This window comes from Merdibacter massiliensis, from assembly GCF_900155395.1.
In the GTDB taxonomy this organism is placed as follows: Bacteria; Bacillota_I; Bacilli_A; order Erysipelotrichales; family Erysipelotrichaceae; genus Merdibacter; species Merdibacter massiliensis.
Genome location: NZ_LT699726.1, coordinates 162,389 through 184,707, shown reverse-complemented (window position 1 = coordinate 184,707; position 22,319 = coordinate 162,389). Strand labels below are relative to the sequence as shown.

Below are 22,319 nucleotides of genomic sequence, written 5' to 3'. Positions count from 1 at the left end.
TACAAGGAGGTTAATTATGTTTTTTAAAAAGAAAACACATAGTTTAAAAGCTTTTGCAGATGGACAATTGCTTTCAATTGAAAAAGTAAATGATGATGTATTTTCAAAAAAAATGATGGGAGATGGTGTAGCTATTCAACCAAAAAATGGAATAGTTGTATCTCCTTGTGATGGAAAGATCACAGTTGTATTTGAACCAACTTACCATGCCATTGGAATTACGATGGACAATCAAATGGAAATACTGATTCATATAGGATTGGATACTGTGAATCTAAAAGAAAGTATCTTTGATTGCAAAGTGAAAAAAGGGGATAAAGTATCTTGTGGAGATACTTTGGTTACATATGATATGGCAAAACTAAAAGATATGAATTATGATACGACTACGATGTGTGTCATAACTTCACAAGGTAAAGCAAAGGATGTCAAAATAATATCGGAAGGAGAAGTAAAAGCTGCTGAGAATGATATCCTGACTTATCAATGATCGATGTGGTAGTGCTGCTTGGGGTAATGGCAGAGCTGAGTGGTTTGATCTTGCTTGGACTGTTATTAACCAAGTTGCATTTATTAGATGAAAAAGGAAGCAGTGTGTTGTCTACATTGGTAGTTCATGTCTTCAATCCAGCTTTGATCATCAGTTCTGTTTGTGCAGGAGGATTACAAGGTGAAGGAGATGTTGTAATTGAAGCCATCATTTGTGGAATCATATTATATATATTGTTGGTATTGATTGCCATTGTAATTTATTTAAAAAGCAAATCTTCAAAAGAAGAAATATCTATCTGTAAGATGATCTTGATTTTTTCGAATACTGCATTTGTAGGATATCCTATTTTGCGTGCATTGTATGGAGATTTTGCTGTCTTTGTTTTTTCATTGATGCATCTTCCTTTTAATATTCTGATCTTTACTTATGGTCGATCTTTATTGCAAAAAGGAACGCACCAGAAGATGACCATGAAAGATATTTTTTCCATTGGTACGATCAGTTCAATCGTTGCTTTGATCATTTATTTTGGAAATATCCCCATTCCAGCACAAGTTGCAGATTTCTTCAGTATATTAGGAGATGCCTGTGTACCTTTAAGCATGATCGTTATTGGAGTTTCCTTAGCCCATGCCTCATGGAAAAATGTATTAAAATGCAAAGCAATTAATACGGTAGTTGTTCTTCGCTTGATTTTATTACCTATTCTTATTGCTGTCATTACTTTGCCATTGCCTATTTCTTCGTTTAATAGAGAATTATTGGTTATATCGGGAGCACTGCCTGCTGGATCAATGATCGTAGTATTGGCAAAAGAGTATAAAGCAAATGATGGATTAGCTTCTGCCGGTGTATTCTTGACCACACTATTGTCTGTTATCACCATTCCTGTCATGCTGGGTATTTTATTATAAGGAGAGGATATGAAATATTTATTTTGTGATTTAGATCGAACATTGTTATTTGATCAAAGTGATGGCAGTTATGATATCAATAAAGAAGATTTGTCCATGTTAGAAAAATTGCCACAAATGCATATTGAATTAGTAATTGCAAGCGGCAGGGCATGTAATGCTGCTGAATTTATAGAAAAAAAGCTCCATTATAATGTAGACATGGTAGCATTGAATGGCGCAATGTTATTGATAAATGGAAATAAAAAACAATTAGCAGGATTGCCAATCAAAGATTACCAGCTGATCACACAAGATATCGCAAAACAATTTCCTGATACAAGCATGGGAACTTTGCATTTTGATGGAAATTATTATATGAAAGAACCGCTGAAAGAAGATTACATAGGCCGTTTAAGAAGACATCAATTGCATGATCAGCCGTATGGGATCCAAAATGACGAACCTTTGTTTCAACTGGATGATGATTTACAAGTTCCTAAAATATTATTTTATGTTCAACGTTTAAGCAAACCAAAGCAGGTATATCAATACTTAATGAAAAAATATGGAGATCGATATGATTTCCTATTTTCCAGCCCGGCTATCATTGAATGTTTGCCGAAAGCTATTAATAAAGCTGTTGGTATTCAACGGTACATGGAGATGAACCATATTGCCATGGAACAATGCTGGGTAGTAGGAGATTCAGACAATGACATTGAAATGTTTCAATTTATATCAAATAGTTGTTGTGTTGAACATGGTAGCATAAATGCAAAGAAAAGTGCAAAATATATCGTAAAGAATGTGGCTGAAGTGATTCAGATGATGAAAGATCTGAATCGTACATAGTATCAATTTATTGAAACCATGCTATACTAGTATGCGAAAGAGATGATAAAAACATGGAAAAAGATCAGGAATTATTTGATCAATTATCTATTTATGCTCAAGATAAGCGATTTTTACAAATGAAACAATATATTCAACATGGAAATATCTCTACTTATGAACATTGTTTGCTTGTCGCATATTATAGTTATCAAATAGCACAAAAGTTAAGATTAAAATATCGAAAGATAGAATTGATACGTGGTGCATTGTTACATGATTATTATTTGTATGATTGGCATGAAAAAGAAAAGTGGCATCGGTGGCATGGTTTTCGACATGCAAATTTTGCTTTACACAATGCAAAGAGAGATTTTCAATTGACAAAAATAGAAAAAGAAATCATACGAAAACATATGTGGCCTTTGACAATTATTCCGCCAGTTTGTAAAGAAGCATGGATCGTAAATATGGCAGATACGTATATTTCTATTATTGAAACGATTGCTTATCGAAGAAAATCAAAAAAAATGCTGCAACAATGGATCTTATTTCCTTTATATCAAATTGAAGAGTATGCTAGAAATGCTGCTGAGCTGAACAATGGTTGATCATTTGATCAACCATTTTAATATAATCCATTATAAACAGGTAAAGGATAGTTCGTTTCATAATCACGGCATAATTGAATAAAGGATAGTGCAGATGAGGTCATAAATTTATCTTTATGATAAATGATCTGAAATTTTCGTTTAAATTCTAATCCTTGGACTTGAATGGGAATGATAAGACCTCGCTGAATAGGATTGATGATCATACGGTAAGGCAGTACAGAGATTCCTAAACCGTTGATGACTGCATTGACCAAAGCCGTCGTGCTCATTGCTTCCCATATGGGCTCAATAGAAAAGCCGGCAGCATGGATAACATTGTCAAAAGTTTCTCTTGTACCACTTCCATGTTCTCTTAATAAGAATTTTTGTTGACGAAATTCCTGAATAGAGATTTCTTGTCCCGGTTTATAAGGACTGTCGCCAGGAGCAATAACGATGAGTTCATCTTCCATATAAGGTTTTGCAATAAATTCAGAGTGATGTACATAGCCTTCAATCAATGCAAAATCTAATTCATTATCTGCTATTTTATTTTCTAATTGATCTGAAGAACTCACTAATACTTTTACTTTTGTACTAGGATTTTGTTTTGTAAATGTTTTTATGTAATATGGAAGAAATTGGGAACCAATCGTAATGCTTGCTCCAATGCGCAGCAATCCTGATGCATCCCAGTGATACATGCTTTTTTCCATATCATCATACAAAGAAAGGATATGAGAAGCATATTCTTTCAATTGCAATCCTGCTTGTGTTATTTTTAAACGGTGTCCAATGCGATCGAATAAAACAGTACCATAGTATCTTTCTAATTCCTTGATTGCAACACTGATTGCAGGTTGTGTCATATGCAATACTTTTGCTGTTTTGGTCATATTTAAATGATTGCTGCATAAAGTTAAAAAAATCTTTAGATGTCGAATGGTCATACTATGCTCCTTTATATAAATTTAGTTATGAATATAATAAAATTATATAATTATATTTATGGAAATAAAAGTGCTATACTACAAAATGGAAAGGGGGAGTAATACAAATGAAACCATATAAAAAATTATTTTTGTCTACCTTTCAATTAAGTGCCTGTACATTTGGTGGAGGATTTGTCATCATTCCATTAATGAGAAAAAAATTTGTAGAAGATTTACATTGGATCGAGGAACAAGAAATGTTAGATCTTACTTCTATTGCCCAATCTTCTCCAGGAGCGATTGCTGTGAATGCTTCTATTCTGGTCGGGTATCGAGTAGCCGGATGGAAAGGAGCTTTGATTACTGTGTTGGGGACGGTATTGCCTCCTTTGATCATTATTTCGATCATTTCATTCTTTTATGTAGCGTTTCGAGATAATCTATTTGTGAATATGGCAATGACAGGTATGCTTGCAGGAGTAGCCGCCGTTATTTTTGATGTTGTTTTGACAATGGGAAAAGATGTCGTTGTTGATAAAAATAAACTTTCAATCTGTATCCTGATTGCTTCTTTCATCGCAGTCTATTTTTTAAATGCGAATGTGATAGCAGTTATTCTGATTTGCGGCGGCATCGGAGCTTATCGAACGTATCGTAATCAAAAAAGAGGGTTGAAATGATGTTATATCTTGAATTATTATGGAGCTTTTTTCAAATAGGATTATTTAGTATTGGCGGGGGATATGCTACTATGCCGTTGATTCAACATCAAGTTGTCGATCTTCATTCCTGGCTGACCATGACACAATTTGCAGATATCATGACAATTTCACAAATGACTCCCGGACCAATTGCAATCAATTCAGCAACATTTGTCGGTATTCAAACTGCTGGAATATTGGGAGCCATCGTTGCTACCATTGGTTGTATTTTACCTTCCTGTATCATTGTTATGACACTTGCATTCGTTTATTATCGTTATCGTGGATTATCTATGGTGCAAGGTGTATTAGCAGCGTTACGTCCAACAGTCGTTGCAATGATTGCTTCTGCTTGTTTATCTCTAATGGTATTGTCTTTTTATGGTACAAGAGAGATTCCTGCAGATATGAGCCATATTCAAGTGATCCCTGTTATTATTTTTATTATTGCAGTATATATATTGCGAAAATGGAAAATAGACCCAATCATCGTAATGATAGGTGCAGGAGTTGCAGGTATTTTATTGTTGTTGCTTTTTTAAAAGATAAAATTTATAGAAAAGTTAGAAAGACTAAAAAAAGTCTTTTTTTATGCATTACCATACGTTTTTGTTATAGTTTATGATTCTTATTTTATATTTTACGCATGTATTAGCAAAGGTGTAGAATACAGTTAGGATAAAGGAGAGATACATATTATGCAAAACTCGATCGTTTATTTTACAAAAGAAATTGATTCAAAAAGCTTGATTGCAATCTATCAAGCATTAGGAAGAGAGCTTCACGGAAATATTGGAATTAAAATTTCTACTGGGGAACCATGCGGACATAATTATCTGCATCCGGAATTGATTGGTAATTTGGTTCATCAATTAAATGGAACGATCATTGAATGTTGTACTGCTTATGGAGGCCAGCGGCAAGATCCAAAGTTACATTGGAAGGCAATTGAAGATCATGGTTTTAAAGCTATGGCTCCTTGTGGTATCATGGATGAATTTGGAGAGATTGAATTACCAATCAAAAACGGTTTTCATCTTACAAAAGATATTGTTGGTGAACATTTTGCTAATTATGATTCTATTTTGGTTCTTTCCCATTTTAAAGGCCATGCTATGGGAGGTTTTGGAGGTGCCTTAAAAAATATCAGTATTGGAATTGCTTCTACTAGTGGAAAAGCCAATATCCATACGGCAGGATTTACAACAGATGCTGGCAAATTATGGGATAATCTGCCGAAACAAGATGATTTTCTGGAATCGATGGCCGATGCATGTAAAGCAGTCATCCATGCGAAAGGGGCAAAGAATATGTTGTATATCAATGTGGCCAATCGCTTAAGTGTAGATTGTGATTGTGATTCGCATCCAGCAGAACCAGAAATGGCAGACTTAGGTATTTTTGCATCAACGGATCCTGTTGCATTGGATCAAGCTTGTTATGACGCAGTGAAAAACAGCGATGATCCAGGGAAAGCAGCTTTGATCGAACGAATGGATTCTAGACATGGTATCCATACTGTAGAAGCGGCTGCATTGCATGGGTTAGGAAATCGTGCATATCAAATTGTGTCATTAGATAAAGATTAGGAGATAGGGAAATGGCTTTAACAGAAAATGCTAAAAAGGTACATGAAAAATTATTATCCGATCATCATTCCACATTTATGGAGTATGATACAGAATTTATTGAAAGGTTTGAGAATTTTGCATTTGATGAGGTTTTGAAAGAAAGTTCATTGGATGATAAAACGCATATGATGGCTGTTTTGGCAACATTGATAGGTTCACAGGCAGTAGATACTTTTGCAGTAATGGCGGAAGGTGCTTATAATATAGGTGTGACTCCTATTGAATTAAAGGAAATCATTTATCAAGCCGTTGCATATTTGGGATATGGAAGAGTGCTGCCTTTTTTGCGCACAGCAAATACTATTTTTTTGAAACATGGCGTACAGCTTCCATTAGAAGGACAAGCAACAACGACATTAGAAGATCGTCTGCAAAAGGGAGAACAAGCACAAGTGGACATATTTGGCGAGTCTATGCGCGGTTTTTCTGAAAGCGGGCCAAAAGAAACAAGACATATCAATCGTTGGCTTTCAGCAAATTGTTTTGGTGATTATTATACAAGAAAAGGATTAGATTATAAACAAAGAGAAATGATTACTTTTTGTTTCTTGTTTGCACAAGGCGGGTGTGAACCGCAGTTGATTTCTCATGCTGCTGCAAATATGAAGATTGGAAACGATAAAGATTTTCTGATTCAGATCGTATCGCAGTGTTTGCCTTACATAGGTTATCCTAGAAGCTTAAATGCATTGCGTTGTATTGAGGAAGCTGTAAAAAACAATAAATAGAAAGGAAAGTGAATATGGATCAATCATTAAAAAAAATAACAGTCGCTGCAATGTTTCTGGCATTGGGACTGATACTTCCTTTTTTTACAGGGCAAATCCCGCAGATTGGAAGCAAATTATTGCCAATGCACATTCCCGTGTTCCTGTGCGGGCTGATTTGTGGATGGAAATATGGCGGCCTTGTCGGTTTCATATTGCCTCTGCTTCGTTCAGCTTTATTTGGAATGCCTGTTTTTTTCCCATCTGCAACTGCCATGGCATTTGAATTGATGACATATGGAGCTGTATCCGGCTTTTTATATAGTATATCCAAATGGCACTGTGTTCGTGCATTGTATCGTTGCTTGATAAGTGCGATGCTGGCTGGACGTATTGTATGGGGCATCGTACAGTATATCCAATTAGGATTGTCTGGAGGTGTATTTACTTGGCAGATTTTCTTGACAAGTGCATTCATCGATGCCATTATCGGTGTTATACTTCAGTTAATTCTGATTCCATGTATCATGGTTGTCTTAAATCGCAGCAGGTTAAAAAATTTTGAAAGCATTGAAGAAAGAAAAATCGAAGAATCATAATATAAAAAAAGGGGTCAACCTGTTTTTATATGATAGTTTTAGAAAAGAAATCACAGGATGAAATAATTTTCAATTAATGAAAATCGGTTACAATAATGGTTGACAGTTATTTTCTAAAATAGTAAGATAGACGTATATAAAACGAAGAAGAGGAATAGTAACAGAGAGGAATATGATAGAGAGTTCTTGTTTGGTGGAAAAGAATATAGGAATCCTGCGAACACACCTTGGAGTTGTGAAAGTGAACGAACAGTAGCTTTCAACGGGGCAGCATCCGTTATCATGTGCAGTATGCAAATACTCATAGAGGCTGTTTTCGTGAGAAAACAGTAAAAAAAGGTGGAACCACGATACTTTCGTCCTTTGGATGAAAGTTTTTTTTATAATTTGGTGTAAAGAGGAGGAAGAAAAATGAAGCAGTTTACGATACCTACAGGAATGCGGGATGTGATACTCGATGAATGTGCAGCGCGAAGAGAGCTGCAGCAAGCGATTGAAGAGCGATTTGAAAGCTGGGGATATGACGAAGTCATTACGCCAATGATCGAATTTTATAAGACCTATGAGGCCGGATTTGACAATATCAATGAACAAGATATGTATAAATTTTTTGATGCTCAGGGTCGTATTTTGATGCTGCGTGCAGATATGACGATCCCCATCGCACGATTAGCAGCAACAAAATTTAAAGATGTGCAGCCGCCACTTCGTTTTCGATATTGTGCAAATGTATTCAAGGTACATGAAGATCTTTCCGGATTAAAAAATGAAATCAGCGATTGCGGTGTGGAACTGATCGGAGTCGATCAACAAAGTGGAGATCTGGAAATACTGATGACAGCTCTTGATGCATTGAGCGTCGTGAAAGATCATACATGGGTATTAGAAATCGGAAATATCAACTTCTTTAGAGAAGCCTGCCGTTTCTTTCAAATTTCACAGGAAGACAGCGAAGAGCTGTCTGACTTGATCGATCAGAAAAGCATGACATCTTTGGCAGAAAAGCTGGATTCTCTTAAATTAAGTGAGGAAGGGAAAACATTTTTCTTGCAGCTTCCATGGATGAGCGGTGATCGAGAAATATTGGAAGAAGCAAAACAGTATTGTTTTTGTGAAGAATTAAAAGAAATTTTAAGACGCCTGCTGCTCTTGGCAGATGATCTGCAGCAATTAGGCTGTGTACAGATACGCTTTGATTTAGGCAAGACAAAAAATTTAAATTATTATACAGGAATTGTTTTTGAAGCGTATGTAGAAGGAGTCGGAAAACGCGTATTAAGCGGAGGACGTTATGATACGCTATTGGAGAAATATGGACGCAATTTGCCAGCTGTCGGCTTCTCTATTAAATTAGATGCTCTATCGCAGATTTATCAGGCAAAAGAAAAAGAAAAGAAAACAGTGATCAAATATCATCCAGATGATCGTGTTGAAGCAATGAAAAAAGCAAGAGAACTGGCAAAAACAACAAGAATATGTTTGATCGTTGATTCATCTATAAAGGATATAGAAATAAAGGAGGAAACACTATGCTGTCAATCGCGTTAACAAAAGGACGTTTGGAAAAACAAAGCGTCGCCATGTTTGAAGAGTGTGGTTATGGAATAGAACAATTAAAAGATAAGGGAAGACAGCTGGTATTTCAAGACAGCATAAAAGATCAGAGATATTTTTTGGTAAAAGCTGCAGACTGTGTGACTTATGTAGAGCATGGTGTTGCCGATGTCGGCTTTGTTGGCAAAGATACATTGATGGAAGCAGACGGCCGATATTATGAACTGTTGGATCTGGGTATTGGAAAATGTGGATTTATTGTTGCAGGTTTACCGGGAAAGAGTCCGTTTGAAAAATTAGGACATGTCAAGATCGGCAGCAAATACCCGCATGTTGCCAGAGATTTCTTTAAAAAAAGAAATATGGATGTAGAAGTCATAAAAATCGAAGGCAGTGTAGAACTAGCTCCCATTTTAGGATTATGCGACGGTATCGTGGATATCATGGAAACAGGAACGACACTGAGAGAAAATGGCTTGGTCGTCTATGAACGTATTTGCGATATTTCAGCAAGGGTAATCGTCAATCGTGCCAGTTTTAAATTAAAACAAAAAGAAATCATGGCATTGTTAAATGATTTAACGAAAGTGAGGGATAGACATGCTGAAACAAATGGATCCAAATAATGTGGAACAACTGCGAACTTTCTTGCAAGGCCGTATGGCAGATGCAGATCCGCAAGTGTTTGAAAGAACAGCAAAGATCATTCAGGATGTAAAGGAAAATGGGGATGCTGCATTGTTTAAGTACACAGAACAGTTTGACCATGTAGCATTAAAAAATCTAAAGGCAAGTGAGGAAGAGCTAGCAGACGCATGTGCAAAAGTAGATCCAGGGCTCATTGCAGATCTTGAAGAAGCTGCAGCAAACATTACTTATTATCATGAACAACAACGTATGAAAGGATATCATCTGGATAAAGAAGATGGAGTTTATTTAGGACAGCGTATTTTACCATTAGCTCGCGTAGGAGTCTATGTTCCAGGTGGCAGAGCTGCTTATCCAAGTACGGTATTGATGAATGTGCTTCCGGCAAAGATTGCGGGTGTCAAAGAAATCGTAATGGTAACACCTCCGGATAAAGAAGGAAAGATCTTGCCGGTGATTGCGGCAGCTGCAAAGATTGCGGGCGTTACTTCTATCTATAAAGTAGGTGGTGCACAAGCAGTAGCAGCATTGGCTTATGGAACACAGAGCATCCCGCAAGTGGATAAGATCGTAGGTCCTGGAAATGCATATGTTGCCTGTGCAAAGCGACTGGTATTTGGCCGTGTGGATATTGATATGATAGCAGGACCAAGTGAAATCCTGGTAATTGCAGATGCCAATGCAGATCCAGGAGCAGTTGCAGCTGATCTCATATCACAAGCGGAACATGATCCGCGTGCTTGCAGTATCTTATTAACTACGGATACAAAGCTGGTGGAAAAAGTACAAGAGCAATTAAAGGAACAAAGTGCACAATTAGAACGTCGATCAATCATTGAAGAGAGTCTGCTGCATTATGGAACGCTCATGATTTGTAAAGATATTGCCCAATGTATTTCCATCAGTAATTTAATTGCTCCGGAACATTTAGAACTCATGGTCGAAAATGCAAAAGATTACTTGGATCAAGTAAAAAATGCCGGAAGCGTATTCCTGGGATATATTACTTGTGAAAGCATCGGCGATTATTTTGGAGGAACCAATCATGTATTGCCGACCAATGGTACAGCGCGTTTTGCCTCCGCATTAAGCTGTGATGATTTTGTAAAGCGAAGCTGCTATTTGCATTATAGTGAAGAAGCGTTACAAAGAGATGGTAAAAAGATCATCAATATTGCTGATCATGAAGGTCTGGGAGGACATGCCAATGCGGTGAAAGTGAGGTTAAAGAATGAGTGAGAAGATGGAATATGAAGCAATGAAGGATCGAGAAGGAATATTGTTGAATGCAAATGAAAGCAGTGTGAACTTGCCGGTCGATATTCGTAAAGAAATTGCTGAAAAAATCGTAGATATTTCTTTTCATCGCTATCCGGAAGATGAAGCAAGTGCATTGTGTCAAGCATATGCAGATTATGCAGGAGTGAAACCGACACAGGTGATCGCAGGCAATGGATCAGATGAAATGTTAGGATTGATGATTTCATTATTTATTCAAAAAGGAGATAAATTATTGACATTAACACCTGATTTCTCGATGTATGATTATTATTTAGGCATGCATGAAGGAGAAATCGTTCGTTATGAACGTAAAGCGGATGCTCCTTTTGATATTGAAGGGTTTATTCAAAAAGGGAAAGAAGAAAATGTAAAGATGATCTTATTCTCTAATCCGAATAATCCAACCGGACAGATTATCGAAAAGGAAGATCTGTGCCGGATCGCGGATACATTTAAATGTCCGGTTGTGATCGATGAAGCTTATGGAGAATTTATGGAAGGAACCATGATCGATCAAGTAGATCGTTATGAAAACTTGTTTGTTACGCGTACACTGTCAAAAGCATTTGCCTTTGCGGCAGGTCGTTGTGGATTCTTGATTGGCAATGAAGAGATGATGGAAAAGATTCGTCCGCAGAAAGTTCCTTATAATGTCAACAGCATGACACAGTGTGCCGCAACGATCATTTTGTCGCATAAAGAGGAATTGTTGACACAATGTGATCTTATCAAACAGGAAAGAGAACATATGATCAAAGAATGCAAGGACTTTAATGATTCCCTGCTGACATTGTATCCGTCACATGCAAATTTTATCTATGGCCGATCTGCAAAAAAAGAAGAATTGTTGAAAAAATTTGAAGAAGCAGGTATTACGATACGAAATTATCATGACAATAGTTTTCGTATTACGATCGGTACTCCGCAAGAAAATGAAAAAGTATATCATATTCTTCGTTCTTTTAAGGAGGAATTTCAATGAAACGTTGTGCATCATTAACCAGAAATACAAAAGAAACACAAATTGAAGCAACTCTTTTACTGGATGGAACAGGAAAAAGCAATATCTCAACAGGCGTGGGCTTTTTTGATCATATGCTGACACTGTTTGCTTTTCATTCTGGTATGGACCTGACGATGCAGGCACATGGCGACCTGGATGTTTGTGATCATCATTTGGTAGAAGATGCCGGCATTGTTTTAGGGGAACTGTTAAAAACAGCATTAGGCGATAAACGGGGAATTGCTCGTTATGGCAATGCACGGGTCCCGATGGATGAAACGCTGTGCAGCGTGGATCTTGATTTTAGCGGCCGCAGTTATCTGGTTTGTCATTGTGATCTAAAACGTGATCAGATTGGTTCTTTTTCCTGTGAAATGCTGCCGGAGTTCTTGCGTGCTTTCTCAGATCATGCAAATTTGACGCTGCATGTCAATGTGCTTTACGGGGAAAATGATCATCATAAAGTAGAAGCAGTTTTCAAGGCATTTGGACGTGCAGTGAAAGAAGGAATTCGTATCGTTAATGACGAACTTCCATCTACAAAGGGAGTGTTGGAATGATTGCAGTAATTGATTATGGAATGGGGAATTTACACAGTGTCTGTAATGCCCTTTCTTCGCTTGGCATTACATATTGTGTCAGTAAAGAGGCCAAAGTCCTAGAAGAAGCAGACGGCTTGATACTGCCGGGGGTCGGCGCTTTTCGCGATTGCATGCAAAATTTAAAAAATGAAGGACTGGTCGATGTCATTCGTACACAAGTACAAAATAAAAAGCCGTTGTTAGGTATTTGTTTGGGAATGCAGGTCTTATTTGAAAAAGGTTATGAGGTAGAAGAGACAGCTGGGCTTGGCTTATTGAAAGGTGAAGTCGTATTGATGCAGGATCCTGCAGTGAAGATCCCCCATATTGGATGGAATCGTTTAGAGCATGCAGCTGCTGATGATTTGCTGCCATTGCAAGAACAGCCGTTTGTTTATTACGTTCATTCATTTTATGCACAAAATTATAGAACAGAAGACTTGATTGCTTATTCTTGTTATGGTGATCTGAAGATACCAGGTTATGTACGGCATGAAAATGTATTTGGCATGCAGTATCATCCGGAAAAAAGCGGAAAAGCAGGATTGCGCATGTTAAAACGTTTTGGCGATTTGTGTAAGAGAAAGGAGCATTGCGTATGATCATTCTACCTGCAATTGATATCATTGATGGGCAGCCGGTTCGATTATATCAAGGTGATTATGGACAAAAAGAAATAGTAGGCGACAGTGTTCCAAAATTGGCTGATCGTTTTGTTGCGGAGGGTGCCAGTTATTTGCATTTGGTCGATCTGGACGGTGCCAAAGCTGGTCATAGAGTCAATGATGCGATCATCATCGAGACAAAGAAGAATGTGAATGTTTCAGTAGAAGTGGGCGGAGGTATCCGTTCGTTAGAAGATATTGCTCATTATGTCGAAAATGGAATCGATCGGGTCATATTAGGTACGATTGCTATGGAAGATGAAGCGTTGTTGAAAGAAGCAATTGCTCGTTATGGTTCTCATATAGCCGTCGGCATCGATTGTAAAAATGGCTATGTTTACGGCCGCGGCTGGCTGCAGGGAAGTTCTTTATATTATGTAGACTTTGCAAAACATCTGGAAGAATTAGGAGTAAAAACGATCATTGTGACCGATATATCGAAAGATGGAACGATGCAGGGACCGAACACAGAAATGCTGCAAACATTAAAAGAGCAGGTACATATGCAGATTGTAGCAAGCGGGGGCATTCGCGATATAGAAGATATTCGCAAGCTGAAAGAAATGGATCTGTATGGTGCCATCAGCGGAAAAGCAATGGTGCATGGCACATTGGATTTAAAAGAAGCGATTGCGCTGTGTAAGGAGGGATAGTGTGTTTACGAAACGAATCATCCCTTGTTTGGATGTCAAAGAAGGAAAAGTAGTAAAAGGCGTGAATTTTGTCGGTTTAAAAGAGGTAGGAGATCCGGTTGCTTTAGCGAAACAATATTATGAACAAGGTGCCGATGAAATTGTATTTCTGGATATCAGTGCAACCAACGAAGGAAGAAAAACGATGGCAGATGTCGCACAGCGTGTGGCAAAAGAGATCTTTATTCCATTTACGATCGGCGGCGGCATTCGCAGCATGGAAGATATCAATACATTATTACGCAGCGGAGCAGATAAGGTTTCTTTAAATTCTGCAGCAATCAAAAATCCCCAATTGATCAAAGAAGGTGCCGAAATATTTGGCAGTCAATGTATCGTATCGGCAATTGATGCAAAAAAAAGAGCAGACGGCAGCGGCTGGAATGTTTATATCAATGGCGGAAGAAAAGATACAGGAATCGATTTGATCGAATGGGTACATACTGTTACTGATCTGGGGGCAGGCGAAATCTTATTGACCAGCATGGATGCCGATGGAACACGCAACGGTTTTGATCTGGAAATGCTGCACGCAGTAAATGCCATCATTGATGTACCTTTGATTGCCTCTGGCGGTTGTGGCACAATCGAGCATATCGCACAAGTATTTGAAAGCGATGCAGCGGATGCAGCATTAGCTGCCAGTATCTTTCATTATGGAGACCACAGCGTAAAAGAAGTAAAAGACTATTTACAACAGAAAGGGATCCCAGTTCGAATGGAGGGGGAAGCATGACCGATCTAGAATTATTGGAGAAGATCGATTTCGATAAACAAGGTGGTTTGGTACCTGCAATCGTACAGGATCATGAAAATGGGCAAGTATTGATGTTGGCGTATATGTCAAAAGAAAGCTTAAAGATCACGATCGAAAAAGGCTTAGCTTGTTATTATTCACGCAGCAGAAAATCACTTTGGTTAAAAGGAGAAACCAGTGATCATTATCAACATGTCTGTAAGATCGATGTAGATTGTGATAATGATACGATCTTATTAAGCGTGATACAAGATGGAGCTGCCTGCCATACAGGAGCGCGCAGTTGCTTTTTCCAAACACTATATCAAAAGGAGGAACAATAAAGATGGAAAACGAATTTGATACGCTGTATGCAACAGTCGTGGATCGCAAGAGCCATGCTGAACCAAACAGTTATACGGCTTATTTATACAATAAAGGAATTGAAAAAATCTTAAAAAAAGTAGGAGAAGAATGTACAGAAGTAATTATTGCTTCCATGAAAGAAGATAATAATGAAGAAATTGCCAATGAGATCGGAGATCTGCTGTACCATGTGTTCGTTTTGATGGCAGATCGCGGTGTAACATTAGATGATGTAAAAGAAGTGTTAGCCGGCCGCAGCAAAAAAACCGGAAACTTAAAACCAGAGCGTAAAAAAATTGAACAATATTGATGATCATAAAATGTTTGCAAATATTTGTAAACATTTTTTAATAGGGAAAATATTTGACAAAAGAAAAGATACAGAATATGATTACCTTATTCATGAATGAGGTGCCTTAGATGAAAAAAACTCCGATTATTTTAGGAATATATACCATTGTTATCCTGCTTGGATCCTATTTATTGAAAGATTTTTCTTTTTTCCCTACAGCAATCAATTTAATTACCGGAATTGTCATGATCGGAGTCGTGTTCTATCTCATGCCGGGAGCAATACATATCGGACATGGAAAAGAGTGGAAAAAAGACGATACGCAATTGAACCAGGCTTTAGAGAAAAATAGAGATCGTAAACGAACGATGAGTTGGAAAGAAGTAGGAATTGCTTTATATATCATGATTCCCTGGGCCGTTGCGGCTTTATTGTTTGGCTAAAAAGATGCATTTGCATCTTTTTTCTTTCTTTTTGAAAATATTCTCTTTATAATAGAAAGGCAAGTGAGGGATCTATATGAAATTAATTGTTGGTCTGGGTAATCCTGGAAAGGAATATGAACATACACGTCATAATGCTGGATTTGAAACGATGGATGAAATTGCAGATCAGCTGTCTGCATCCATTACGCAGAAAAAATTTAAAGCATTGATCGATAAAGTAAATGTACATGGAGAAAGTGTTTTGTTGATGAAACCACAAACATTTATGAATAATAGTGGTGAAGCAGTTCGTGCTGCTATGGATTTCTACCGCTTGGCTCCGGAAGATCTTTTGGTGATCTATGATGATCTGGATCTTCCAGTCGGAAAACTTCGTTTACGTCAAAAAGGGAGTGCTGGCGGCCATAATGGAATAAAAAGCATCATCGCTCATATCAAAACACAGGAATTTGATCGGATTCGTGTGGGAATCGATAAAGATGCAAGAATTCCTGTCGTTGACTGGGTATTGGGAAAGATACGGAAAGAAGATGAGGAAGCATATGCGTCTTCCATTGAACAAGCAGCCAAAGCTGCAATTTTTTCGATCGACCATCCTTTTCATGAGGCGATGAATCAATTTAATAAGAGGTGATCATTATCAAAGAGTTACTTCAGCAATTACAAAACAATCCGGCAGTCAAAAGCTTGTGTGCAGGAAAAAGCGAGCTGGGCAATCTTTCACTGAGTGAAGAAGCGCTGTTGCTGGCTGCCTGGTTTCAACAGCAACCGCAGACGTTGCTTGTAGTAAAAAACAATGGGTATACGGCACAGCGCCTGTATGAGCGAATTTCCCCGCTCATAAAAGAGAAAGCGCTGCTTTTTGTCATGGAGGAATCGCTGCGTGTAGAAGCGATTGCCTCATCTCCGCAGGCAAAAGCCGAACAATTAGAAGTAATGGCAGACATCTTGCAAAGAAAAGAACCTTATGTCTTGATCGTCAATACAGCTGCCTTTATGCGTTTTCTGCCATCTCCGCAACTGTTTGCACAACATTGTTTTCATTTACACATTGATGATGAAATTGAATATGAGGTCTTGATCGAACGGCTGCAGAAAAGCGGCTATACAAAGGTGAGCCGTGTCGACCAGCCGCTATGTTATGCAGCACGCGGCGGAATCATTGATGTTTATTCAATGAACTATGAACATCCGATACGAATCGAATTTTTTGATAATATCATTGACAGCATACGGTTTTTTGATGAAGGAAGTCAGCGGACGATCCGGCAAGTGCAGGAAGTTCGCTTGATTCCTGCGAGCGATTTATTATTTGAAGATGATCAGCTGCAGGAAATTGAAACAGCCTTGCGTGCTTCTTTTGAAACGCAGCAGCATCGCTTAGATGAAATCAGCCGTCTGCAGCTGTCACAATTATTGGAAGATGATCTGTTGGCATTAAAAAGCCATTTGCCAGACAGTCATTTATATCCTTACAGGGCATGGCTGACAAAACAGGCAGGCATCAGTGATTATTGTAAAGATGCGCGCATTGTCCTGTCTAGCGGGGAAGAAGTAAAAGATACACGTCGGCGCATCCAAGAAGAAACGATCAGTTATGTACAAGAAATGGTACAAGAAGGACGGATGCTTCCAAAATTTACGTTGTTTCGTGAAGAAACAGACAGCATAGCAGATCATGCAGTAACGACTATTGATTTATTTTTACAAGTTGCTCATCCGATCAGTTCACAAATAATGAGCATTCCACAAAGTGAACTGTCTTTTACACAGAGATTGGAAAGTATTCAAGAAGAAGCAAAAACAAATACAGTCATCTTGTGCGTGGAAAAAAATGATGCACGCGTTGTAAAAGAAGGATTGCAAAATGAAAATCTGGCTTTTGTAGACGGAGCTGTCGATTGGACGAAACCGGGCATTTATGTATCTGATTTTCCCTTTGCGGAAGGTTTTCAATGCTTATTGGAACATGTGTTGGTCTATACAAGAAAAGAACTGTTTCCAAAAGAAAAGAAACTGGTACGCTATCATGCAAAATTTAAAGAAGCAAATGTATTGAATGATTACATGGAACTCAATGTTGGTGATTATGTCGTACATCATCAACATGGTGTTGGCAAGTATATGGGGATTATTACCCGGGAAAACAACGGGGTCCATCAAGATTATTTACGGATCATTTATCGCGGAAATGATGAATTATTGGTTCCGCTGTCGCAGTTTCAATTGATTCGCCGCTATGTTACCAAAGAGGGCGTTGGTGTGAAATTGAATAAACTGGGCAGCGGAGAATGGGAAAAGACCCGACGAAAAGTAAGTGAGAAAGTAGAAGAGCTTGCTGCTCGTTTAGTGGAACTGTATGCATTGCGCAGTGAGGATATCGGTTATGCTTTTTCTAAAGATACGCCGATGCAAAAAGAATTTGAAGATCAATTTGCCTATGAATTGACTCAAGATCAGGCACTTGCCGTAGCACAGATCAAAGAGGATATGGAAAGCAGTCGTCCAATGGATCGATTACTATGCGGCGATGTAGGATTTGGAAAGACAGAGGTTGCCGTACGGGCAGCATTTAAAGCAGTAGTGGATAATAAACAGGTAGCTTTCCTGTGCCCGACGACGATCTTGTCTATGCAGCACTATCAAACCTTTCTGGAACGTTTTCAAGATTATCCGGTACGTATCGAAGTATTGAATCGTTTTGTGTCCAAAGCAAAACAGACACAAATTTTGCAAGGGTTAAAAGAAGGATCGATCGACATCGTCATTGGAACGCACCGTCTGTTATCCAAAGATATGCAATGGAAAGATCTGGGCTTTCTGGTCATTGATGAAGAACAGCGCTTTGGCGTCGAGCATAAAGAGCGCATCAAAGAATTGAAAAACGGCATCGATGTATTATCCTTAAGCGCAACACCGATTCCGCGTACTTTACAGATGTCGTTGGTAGGGATACGTTCCTTATCACAGCTAAATACACCGCCAAGCAACCGGCATCCTGTGCAGACTTATGTGATCGAACATAATGACGGAATGATCAAGGAGATCATTCAGCGAGAACTATCCCGCGGGGGACAAGTATTTTATCTATACAATCGGATCGAACAGATCTATCAAGTTGCCAACGATCTAAAAAAAGCATTCCCTGATGTCGGGATCGGAGTGGCGCATGGCCAAATGGAACGTGAGGAAATTGAGGATGTCATGCTGGAATTTCATGAAAACAAATACCAGGTATTGGTTTGCACGACGATCATTGAAACCGGCATTGATATCCCAAATGCCAATACGATCTTAATTGAAGATGCCGATCGTTTTGGTCTTTCACAGTTATATCAGATAAGAGGACGCGTAGGAAGAAGCAGCCGAGTCGCTTTCGCCTATTTGATGTATCGACCGCGGAAACAGCTGAATGAAACAGCAATCAAACGCTTGAAGTCGATCCGTGAGTTCACGCAGCTGGGCAGTGGATATAAGATCGCAATGCGTGATCTGACCATACGAGGAGCAGGGGATCTATTAGGACCGCAGCAGGCGGGCTTTATAGACAGTGTCGGTATTGATATGTATATGGAAATGCTGCATGATGCAATTGCACGTCATCGCGGCTTGGAAGTAAAAGAGGAAGATACGATGATGAAGTCAACAAATCTACAAGTGGATGCGTATATTCCGAAGAAGTTTGCTCCTGAGGACGGCGATAAATTATCGTTATATCAGCGTATTGAAAAAGTACGTACAAGTCGTGATTTATCTCTGTTGATAGAGGAAGTAAAGGATTTATACGGAAAGTTGCCTAATGAGGTGCGTTTGTTATTTGAAAAGAAGCAGTTGGATATCTTAACAAATGAAGTAATCGTAGAAGATTTCAAAGAGACAAGCCGCGATTTGCGTATCATCTTTACAAAAGAATGGAGCGCACAGGTTGATGGTGTACATCTCTTTGAACGAATGAATCAAATTTCACGTTCGATAGCTTTACGCTATCGGGAAGGAAGAATTATCCTGAGTATTCCCAAAAGCAAAAAGCAATTGGAGATGTCTATAGCAGCACTGAGCGAAAGTTTGAAAATATCACAAAATGTATAAATACTCCGGATATGCCTATACTATCTTTGTAAGAAGATTTGTAGGACATATAACGGAGGGATTCTATGAAAGCGACCGGAATAGTAAGAAGGCTGGATGATTTAGGACGGCTTGTCATCCCTAAGGAAATGCGTCGTCAATATCGTTTAAAAGAAGGAGACTCCATTGAGTTTTTTACAGAAGATGATAAGATCATCATTGAAAAACATAATGTTTTTTCACGCAATATGGAAGAAATCGAATCAATGTGTACAATTCTTTCCAAGATGGGTGAGGGGAAAGTTTTGTTTTTACATGAAGAATGGTTAAGTAAACATCAGATACAGATCAGTGATATCTTCTTGAAACATGCGAATGTACACCGCAATATCCAATTTAGAGAAGAAAAAGTGTATGCAAATTCAACGATGCGCTATCAGGGGTGTGTTTTTCCTATTATTGTATTTGGGGATTGGTATGGCGCTTTCGCTTTATTAGAAAAAGGACAGAGCGGCAATGATATACAACGCAAAGTGGCAGAAGCTTTTGCGCTGCTGCTGACAAAACAACAAGAACATTGATAAAGAGAAGGAAGAGGTGTGGGGGATTATGCGATTAGATAAGTATTTAAAAACAGCACGCATACTAAAAAGACGTACTGTTTCAAAGGAATTGGCCGATCAGCAACGCGTTTATGTAAATGATCGAGTTGCAAAACCAAGCACGGATGTGAAACCGGGTGACATCATTCGTGTCTTGTTTGGTTATCGAGAGTTGACGGTGCGTGTATTGCAAACACCAAAACAAGTATCGAAGAGCGATGCAGCTTTGATGTTTGAGATAGTAGAAGAAAAGAAAATTGAGAATGAACATGCTGAGCAATTCAGCTAAAGAGGCTGTAACGAATAAGGAATAGTCAAAAATAAAAAATGCATCTGATCTCAAAAGAGAAAGGATGCATTTTTTGGTATAATTTAGCTATGAAAAACATCGAAGTGTTAGAGCTAAATCATTCCTATCTGAGCAATAGGAATTATACCGCATTTCAGATGATTTTACCACTGGATTGTGAAAAAAAGATCGATTCTTCTGATCCGGTGTACAGTTTTCTTGAAGTGATGGAAGGAGTCAACTGGAACAAATATCTTAATCACCCTGCTCACAGAGGGCGTGAAGAATATAATCCCTTCAAGATGATCAAAGTCATCCTGTTTGCGTTCATGAATCATATTTATAGTCTAAGAGATATTGAAAAAAGCTGTAGAACAGACATCCGTTTCATGTTCTTGATGCAGGAGGAAACGCCAAGTCACATGGCATTTCATCGTTTCATCCAAAAGTATTTAAAATATGACATCCAATTCATTTTTAGAGATATATTTGAATCAATTGAGATATTAGATCCGTCAATTGATCATGATACGGTTTATATTGATGGAACCAAGCTTGAGGCCAATGCCAACAAGTTTACTTTCATCTGGAAAAAGACCGCAATCAAAACAAGAGATAAAATATTCACTCGATTAAACGAATGGGTCAGGAAACTGGGTGATCGTATTGAAGCATCTCAAAAAGAGGAGTGGACAATAAAAGACATAGAGAATATGGCTAACCAAATTTTTCATATCGTTGAACAAGAGGGAATCACTTTCATTTATGGAAAAGGTAAGCGAAAAAGCCAGATCCAGCGTTATTATGATGAATTGATGAAATACAAAGAAACACTGCAAAACTGTTTGGAAAGAATTGAACTATGCGGACCTGACAGAAACAGCTGTTCGAAAACAGACCACGATGCAACGATGATGCACATGAAAGAGGACCATTATATGAAGACAGGAATCTTCAAGGCAGGATACAATGCACAGATAGCAGTAAGCAGCGAATATATCCAATTGGCTTGTATCTATCAGGATAGAACCGATCAAAAGACATTTATCAAATTTCTTGAAACATTCAGAGCACTTTATAACAGGATGCCTAAAACAGTAGCAGCGGATGCAGGATATGGATCCTATGATAATTATTTCTTCTGTTTAGAAAATGATATGGAAGCCTATATCAAATATATGATGTATTCAAAAGAAAAAGAAACGAGCTACAAGAAAAAAACATTCATCAAATCAAACTGGAACAGAAATGGAAATGGAAGATATATCTGCCCGGCAGGACATGAATTTGGCTGTATCAATGAAACGGTTGATAAGAGAAGCAAATATTATCGAATCAATCAAACGCACAGTTGTGGCAAATGCACGGATTGCCCACTCAAATCTCAATGTACGAAAGCCAAGGGAGATCGAACGATAAGCGTGAATCCGATACTTGAGGAGTTTGAAAGAACAGCGAGAAAAAAACTAAATAGCGAAGAAGGAATCCATCATCGAGTGCAAAGATCCATACAAAGCGAAGGAGCTTTTGGAGTGATAAAAGAAGATTATGCTTATGACAGATTACATAGGAGAAGCATCAAAAATGTAGAAATGGAGTTCCTGTTGGTGTGCGTAGGCTTTAATCTGATGAAATATCATAACAAAAAAATAAGAAAAAAAGCACAAGCATAAATAATGTTGATGGGTTTTCCACAATGGGTGTTTTCATAAT

General features: G+C 38.2%; 26 protein-coding genes and 1 other annotated feature. Of the genes, 25 read left to right on the top strand and 1 reads right to left on the bottom strand.

Annotation, left to right across the window (positions count from 1 at the left end):
* Nucleotides 1-16: 16 nt before the first annotated feature.
* Genes BQ9859_RS07450 through BQ9859_RS07435 form a run of 4 tightly spaced genes read left to right on the top strand, consistent with a single transcriptional unit; the run spans nt 17 to nt 2,831 of the window.
* Nucleotides 17-490: a PTS sugar transporter subunit IIA gene (locus BQ9859_RS07450; RefSeq protein ID WP_075877586.1), complete on the top strand. Its 474-nt coding sequence runs from the start codon at nt 17-19 to the stop codon at nt 488-490.
* Nucleotides 487-1,407, top strand: coding sequence for an AEC family transporter (locus BQ9859_RS07445; RefSeq protein ID WP_075877585.1), 921 nt, complete (start codon nt 487-489; stop codon nt 1,405-1,407). The genes BQ9859_RS07450 and BQ9859_RS07445 overlap by 4 nt, the downstream gene beginning before the upstream one ends.
* A 9-nt stretch (nt 1,408-1,416) precedes the next feature.
* Nucleotides 1,417-2,241 carry an HAD-IIB family hydrolase gene (locus BQ9859_RS07440; RefSeq protein ID WP_075877584.1) on the top strand — a complete coding sequence of 275 codons (825 nt, stop codon included), beginning with the start codon at nt 1,417-1,419 and terminating at the stop codon, nt 2,239-2,241.
* Nucleotides 2,242-2,294: 53 nt separating this feature from the next.
* On the top strand, nt 2,295-2,831 hold the full coding sequence (locus BQ9859_RS07435; RefSeq protein ID WP_075877583.1) for an HD domain-containing protein: 537 nt from the start codon (nt 2,295-2,297) through the stop codon (nt 2,829-2,831).
* A gap of 17 nt (nt 2,832-2,848) precedes the next feature.
* Here the strand turns inward: BQ9859_RS07435 and BQ9859_RS07430 are convergent, their stop codons facing one another.
* Complete coding sequence (locus BQ9859_RS07430) at nt 2,849-3,763, bottom strand: LysR family transcriptional regulator (protein ID WP_075877582.1); 915 nt, start codon at nt 3,761-3,763, stop codon at nt 2,849-2,851.
* A gap of 107 nt (nt 3,764-3,870) precedes the next feature.
* Between BQ9859_RS07430 and BQ9859_RS07425 the strand changes: the two genes are divergently transcribed.
* The 21 genes from BQ9859_RS07425 to BQ9859_RS07325 all read left to right on the top strand — a co-directional run bounded on the left by BQ9859_RS07425 (nt 3,871) and on the right by BQ9859_RS07325 (nt 22,279).
* Entirely contained in the window at nt 3,871-4,425 is a 555-nt protein-coding gene (locus BQ9859_RS07425; RefSeq protein ID WP_075877581.1) for a chromate transporter, read from the top strand.
* Nucleotides 4,425-4,988 (top strand): chromate transporter, encoded by a 564-nt coding sequence (locus BQ9859_RS07420; RefSeq protein ID WP_075877671.1) that lies wholly within the window; start codon nt 4,425-4,427, stop codon nt 4,986-4,988. The genes BQ9859_RS07425 and BQ9859_RS07420 overlap by 1 nt, the downstream gene beginning before the upstream one ends.
* Nucleotides 4,989-5,144: 156 nt before the next feature.
* Nucleotides 5,145-6,035 (top strand): DUF362 domain-containing protein, encoded by an 891-nt coding sequence (locus tag BQ9859_RS07415; RefSeq protein WP_075877580.1) that lies wholly within the window; start codon nt 5,145-5,147, stop codon nt 6,033-6,035.
* Between the two features lie 11 nt (nt 6,036-6,046).
* Nucleotides 6,047-6,805 carry a carboxymuconolactone decarboxylase family protein gene (locus BQ9859_RS07410; RefSeq protein WP_075877579.1) on the top strand — a complete coding sequence of 253 codons (759 nt, stop codon included), beginning with the start codon at nt 6,047-6,049 and terminating at the stop codon, nt 6,803-6,805.
* Nucleotides 6,806-6,819: 14 nt separating this feature from the next.
* Entirely contained in the window at nt 6,820-7,383 is a 564-nt protein-coding gene (locus tag BQ9859_RS07405; protein WP_075877578.1) for an ECF transporter S component, read from the top strand.
* A gap of 135 nt (nt 7,384-7,518) precedes the next feature.
* Nucleotides 7,519-7,750, top strand: a binding site (T-box leader).
* A gap of 44 nt (nt 7,751-7,794) precedes the next feature.
* Nucleotides 7,795-8,931, top strand: a complete 1,137-nt coding sequence (hisZ, locus tag BQ9859_RS07400; RefSeq protein ID WP_075877577.1) for an ATP phosphoribosyltransferase regulatory subunit — start codon at nt 7,795-7,797, stop codon at nt 8,929-8,931.
* Nucleotides 8,913-9,563 carry an ATP phosphoribosyltransferase gene (gene hisG / locus BQ9859_RS07395; protein ID WP_075877576.1) on the top strand — a complete coding sequence of 217 codons (651 nt, stop codon included), beginning with the start codon at nt 8,913-8,915 and terminating at the stop codon, nt 9,561-9,563. The genes hisZ and hisG overlap by 19 nt, the downstream gene beginning before the upstream one ends.
* Nucleotides 9,538-10,824, top strand: a complete 1,287-nt coding sequence (hisD, locus tag BQ9859_RS07390; protein WP_075877575.1) for a histidinol dehydrogenase — start codon at nt 9,538-9,540, stop codon at nt 10,822-10,824. The genes hisG and hisD overlap by 26 nt, the downstream gene beginning before the upstream one ends.
* On the top strand, nt 10,817-11,848 hold the full coding sequence (hisC, locus tag BQ9859_RS07385) for a histidinol-phosphate transaminase (protein WP_075877574.1): 1,032 nt from the start codon (nt 10,817-10,819) through the stop codon (nt 11,846-11,848). Before hisD ends, hisC begins: the two co-directional genes overlap by 8 nt.
* Nucleotides 11,845-12,429 carry an imidazoleglycerol-phosphate dehydratase HisB gene (gene hisB, locus BQ9859_RS07380; RefSeq protein ID WP_075877573.1) on the top strand — a complete coding sequence of 195 codons (585 nt, stop codon included), beginning with the start codon at nt 11,845-11,847 and terminating at the stop codon, nt 12,427-12,429. Before hisC ends, hisB begins: the two co-directional genes overlap by 4 nt.
* Nucleotides 12,426-13,052 (top strand): imidazole glycerol phosphate synthase subunit HisH, encoded by a 627-nt coding sequence (gene hisH, locus BQ9859_RS07375; RefSeq protein ID WP_075877572.1) that lies wholly within the window; start codon nt 12,426-12,428, stop codon nt 13,050-13,052. The genes hisB and hisH overlap by 4 nt, the downstream gene beginning before the upstream one ends.
* The gene (gene hisA, locus BQ9859_RS07370) at nt 13,049-13,768 is read left to right on the top strand and encodes a 1-(5-phosphoribosyl)-5-[(5-phosphoribosylamino)methylideneamino]imidazole-4-carboxamide isomerase (protein WP_075877571.1); all 720 of its coding nucleotides are present in this window, start codon (nt 13,049-13,051) and stop codon (nt 13,766-13,768) included. Before hisH ends, hisA begins: the two co-directional genes overlap by 4 nt.
* A 1-nt stretch (nt 13,769) precedes the next feature.
* Nucleotides 13,770-14,543, top strand: a complete 774-nt coding sequence (gene hisF / locus BQ9859_RS07365; protein ID WP_075877570.1) for an imidazole glycerol phosphate synthase subunit HisF — start codon at nt 13,770-13,772, stop codon at nt 14,541-14,543.
* Complete coding sequence (gene hisI, locus BQ9859_RS07360; protein WP_075877569.1) at nt 14,540-14,887, top strand: phosphoribosyl-AMP cyclohydrolase; 348 nt, start codon at nt 14,540-14,542, stop codon at nt 14,885-14,887. Before hisF ends, hisI begins: the two co-directional genes overlap by 4 nt.
* A gap of 2 nt (nt 14,888-14,889) precedes the next feature.
* Nucleotides 14,890-15,219 (top strand): phosphoribosyl-ATP diphosphatase, encoded by a 330-nt coding sequence (gene hisE / locus BQ9859_RS07355; RefSeq protein WP_075877568.1) that lies wholly within the window; start codon nt 14,890-14,892, stop codon nt 15,217-15,219.
* Nucleotides 15,220-15,329: 110 nt separating this feature from the next.
* Entirely contained in the window at nt 15,330-15,644 is a 315-nt protein-coding gene (locus BQ9859_RS07350) for a hypothetical protein (protein ID WP_075877567.1), read from the top strand.
* Nucleotides 15,645-15,720: 76 nt separating this feature from the next.
* Entirely contained in the window at nt 15,721-16,281 is a 561-nt protein-coding gene (gene pth / locus BQ9859_RS07345; RefSeq protein WP_075877566.1) for an aminoacyl-tRNA hydrolase, read from the top strand.
* Between the two features lie 5 nt (nt 16,282-16,286).
* Nucleotides 16,287-19,736, top strand: coding sequence for a transcription-repair coupling factor (mfd, locus tag BQ9859_RS07340; RefSeq protein WP_083662781.1), 3,450 nt, complete (start codon nt 16,287-16,289; stop codon nt 19,734-19,736).
* A 65-nt stretch (nt 19,737-19,801) separates the two neighbouring features.
* Nucleotides 19,802-20,296 carry an AbrB/MazE/SpoVT family DNA-binding domain-containing protein gene (locus tag BQ9859_RS07335; RefSeq protein ID WP_075877564.1) on the top strand — a complete coding sequence of 165 codons (495 nt, stop codon included), beginning with the start codon at nt 19,802-19,804 and terminating at the stop codon, nt 20,294-20,296.
* A gap of 28 nt (nt 20,297-20,324) precedes the next feature.
* Nucleotides 20,325-20,606: an RNA-binding S4 domain-containing protein gene (locus BQ9859_RS07330; protein ID WP_075877563.1), complete on the top strand. Its 282-nt coding sequence runs from the start codon at nt 20,325-20,327 to the stop codon at nt 20,604-20,606.
* Between the two features lie 89 nt (nt 20,607-20,695).
* Nucleotides 20,696-22,279, top strand: a complete 1,584-nt coding sequence (locus BQ9859_RS07325; protein ID WP_075877670.1) for an IS1182 family transposase — start codon at nt 20,696-20,698, stop codon at nt 22,277-22,279.
* Nucleotides 22,280-22,319 lie beyond the last annotated feature (40 nt).

What these genes read in the sequence shown, in the direction of transcription:
- BQ9859_RS07450 (WP_075877586.1), top strand. Translation starts at nt 17, where the DNA reads ATGTTTTTTAAAAAGAAAACACATAGTTTAAAAGCTTTTGCAGATGGA.
- BQ9859_RS07445 (WP_075877585.1), top strand. Translation starts at nt 487, where the DNA reads ATGATCGATGTGGTAGTGCTGCTTGGGGTAATGGCAGAGCTGAGTGGT.
- BQ9859_RS07440 (WP_075877584.1), top strand. Translation starts at nt 1,417, where the DNA reads ATGAAATATTTATTTTGTGATTTAGATCGAACATTGTTATTTGATCAA.
- BQ9859_RS07435 (WP_075877583.1), top strand. Translation starts at nt 2,295, where the DNA reads ATGGAAAAAGATCAGGAATTATTTGATCAATTATCTATTTATGCTCAA.
- BQ9859_RS07430 (WP_075877582.1), bottom strand. Translation starts at nt 3,763, where the DNA reads ATGACCATTCGACATCTAAAGATTTTTTTAACTTTATGCAGCAATCAT.
- BQ9859_RS07425 (WP_075877581.1), top strand. Translation starts at nt 3,871, where the DNA reads ATGAAACCATATAAAAAATTATTTTTGTCTACCTTTCAATTAAGTGCC.
- BQ9859_RS07420 (WP_075877671.1), top strand. Translation starts at nt 4,425, where the DNA reads ATGTTATATCTTGAATTATTATGGAGCTTTTTTCAAATAGGATTATTT.
- BQ9859_RS07415 (WP_075877580.1), top strand. Translation starts at nt 5,145, where the DNA reads ATGCAAAACTCGATCGTTTATTTTACAAAAGAAATTGATTCAAAAAGC.
- BQ9859_RS07410 (WP_075877579.1), top strand. Translation starts at nt 6,047, where the DNA reads ATGGCTTTAACAGAAAATGCTAAAAAGGTACATGAAAAATTATTATCC.
- BQ9859_RS07405 (WP_075877578.1), top strand. Translation starts at nt 6,820, where the DNA reads ATGGATCAATCATTAAAAAAAATAACAGTCGCTGCAATGTTTCTGGCA.
- hisZ (WP_075877577.1), top strand. Translation starts at nt 7,795, where the DNA reads ATGAAGCAGTTTACGATACCTACAGGAATGCGGGATGTGATACTCGAT.
- hisG (WP_075877576.1), top strand. Translation starts at nt 8,913, where the DNA reads ATGCTGTCAATCGCGTTAACAAAAGGACGTTTGGAAAAACAAAGCGTC.
- hisD (WP_075877575.1), top strand. Translation starts at nt 9,538, where the DNA reads ATGCTGAAACAAATGGATCCAAATAATGTGGAACAACTGCGAACTTTC.
- hisC (WP_075877574.1), top strand. Translation starts at nt 10,817, where the DNA reads ATGAGTGAGAAGATGGAATATGAAGCAATGAAGGATCGAGAAGGAATA.
- hisB (WP_075877573.1), top strand. Translation starts at nt 11,845, where the DNA reads ATGAAACGTTGTGCATCATTAACCAGAAATACAAAAGAAACACAAATT.
- hisH (WP_075877572.1), top strand. Translation starts at nt 12,426, where the DNA reads ATGATTGCAGTAATTGATTATGGAATGGGGAATTTACACAGTGTCTGT.
- hisA (WP_075877571.1), top strand. Translation starts at nt 13,049, where the DNA reads ATGATCATTCTACCTGCAATTGATATCATTGATGGGCAGCCGGTTCGA.
- hisI (WP_075877569.1), top strand. Translation starts at nt 14,540, where the DNA reads ATGACCGATCTAGAATTATTGGAGAAGATCGATTTCGATAAACAAGGT.
- hisE (WP_075877568.1), top strand. Translation starts at nt 14,890, where the DNA reads ATGGAAAACGAATTTGATACGCTGTATGCAACAGTCGTGGATCGCAAG.
- BQ9859_RS07350 (WP_075877567.1), top strand. Translation starts at nt 15,330, where the DNA reads ATGAAAAAAACTCCGATTATTTTAGGAATATATACCATTGTTATCCTG.
- pth (WP_075877566.1), top strand. Translation starts at nt 15,721, where the DNA reads ATGAAATTAATTGTTGGTCTGGGTAATCCTGGAAAGGAATATGAACAT.
- BQ9859_RS07335 (WP_075877564.1), top strand. Translation starts at nt 19,802, where the DNA reads ATGAAAGCGACCGGAATAGTAAGAAGGCTGGATGATTTAGGACGGCTT.
- BQ9859_RS07330 (WP_075877563.1), top strand. Translation starts at nt 20,325, where the DNA reads ATGCGATTAGATAAGTATTTAAAAACAGCACGCATACTAAAAAGACGT.
- BQ9859_RS07325 (WP_075877670.1), top strand. Translation starts at nt 20,696, where the DNA reads ATGAAAAACATCGAAGTGTTAGAGCTAAATCATTCCTATCTGAGCAAT.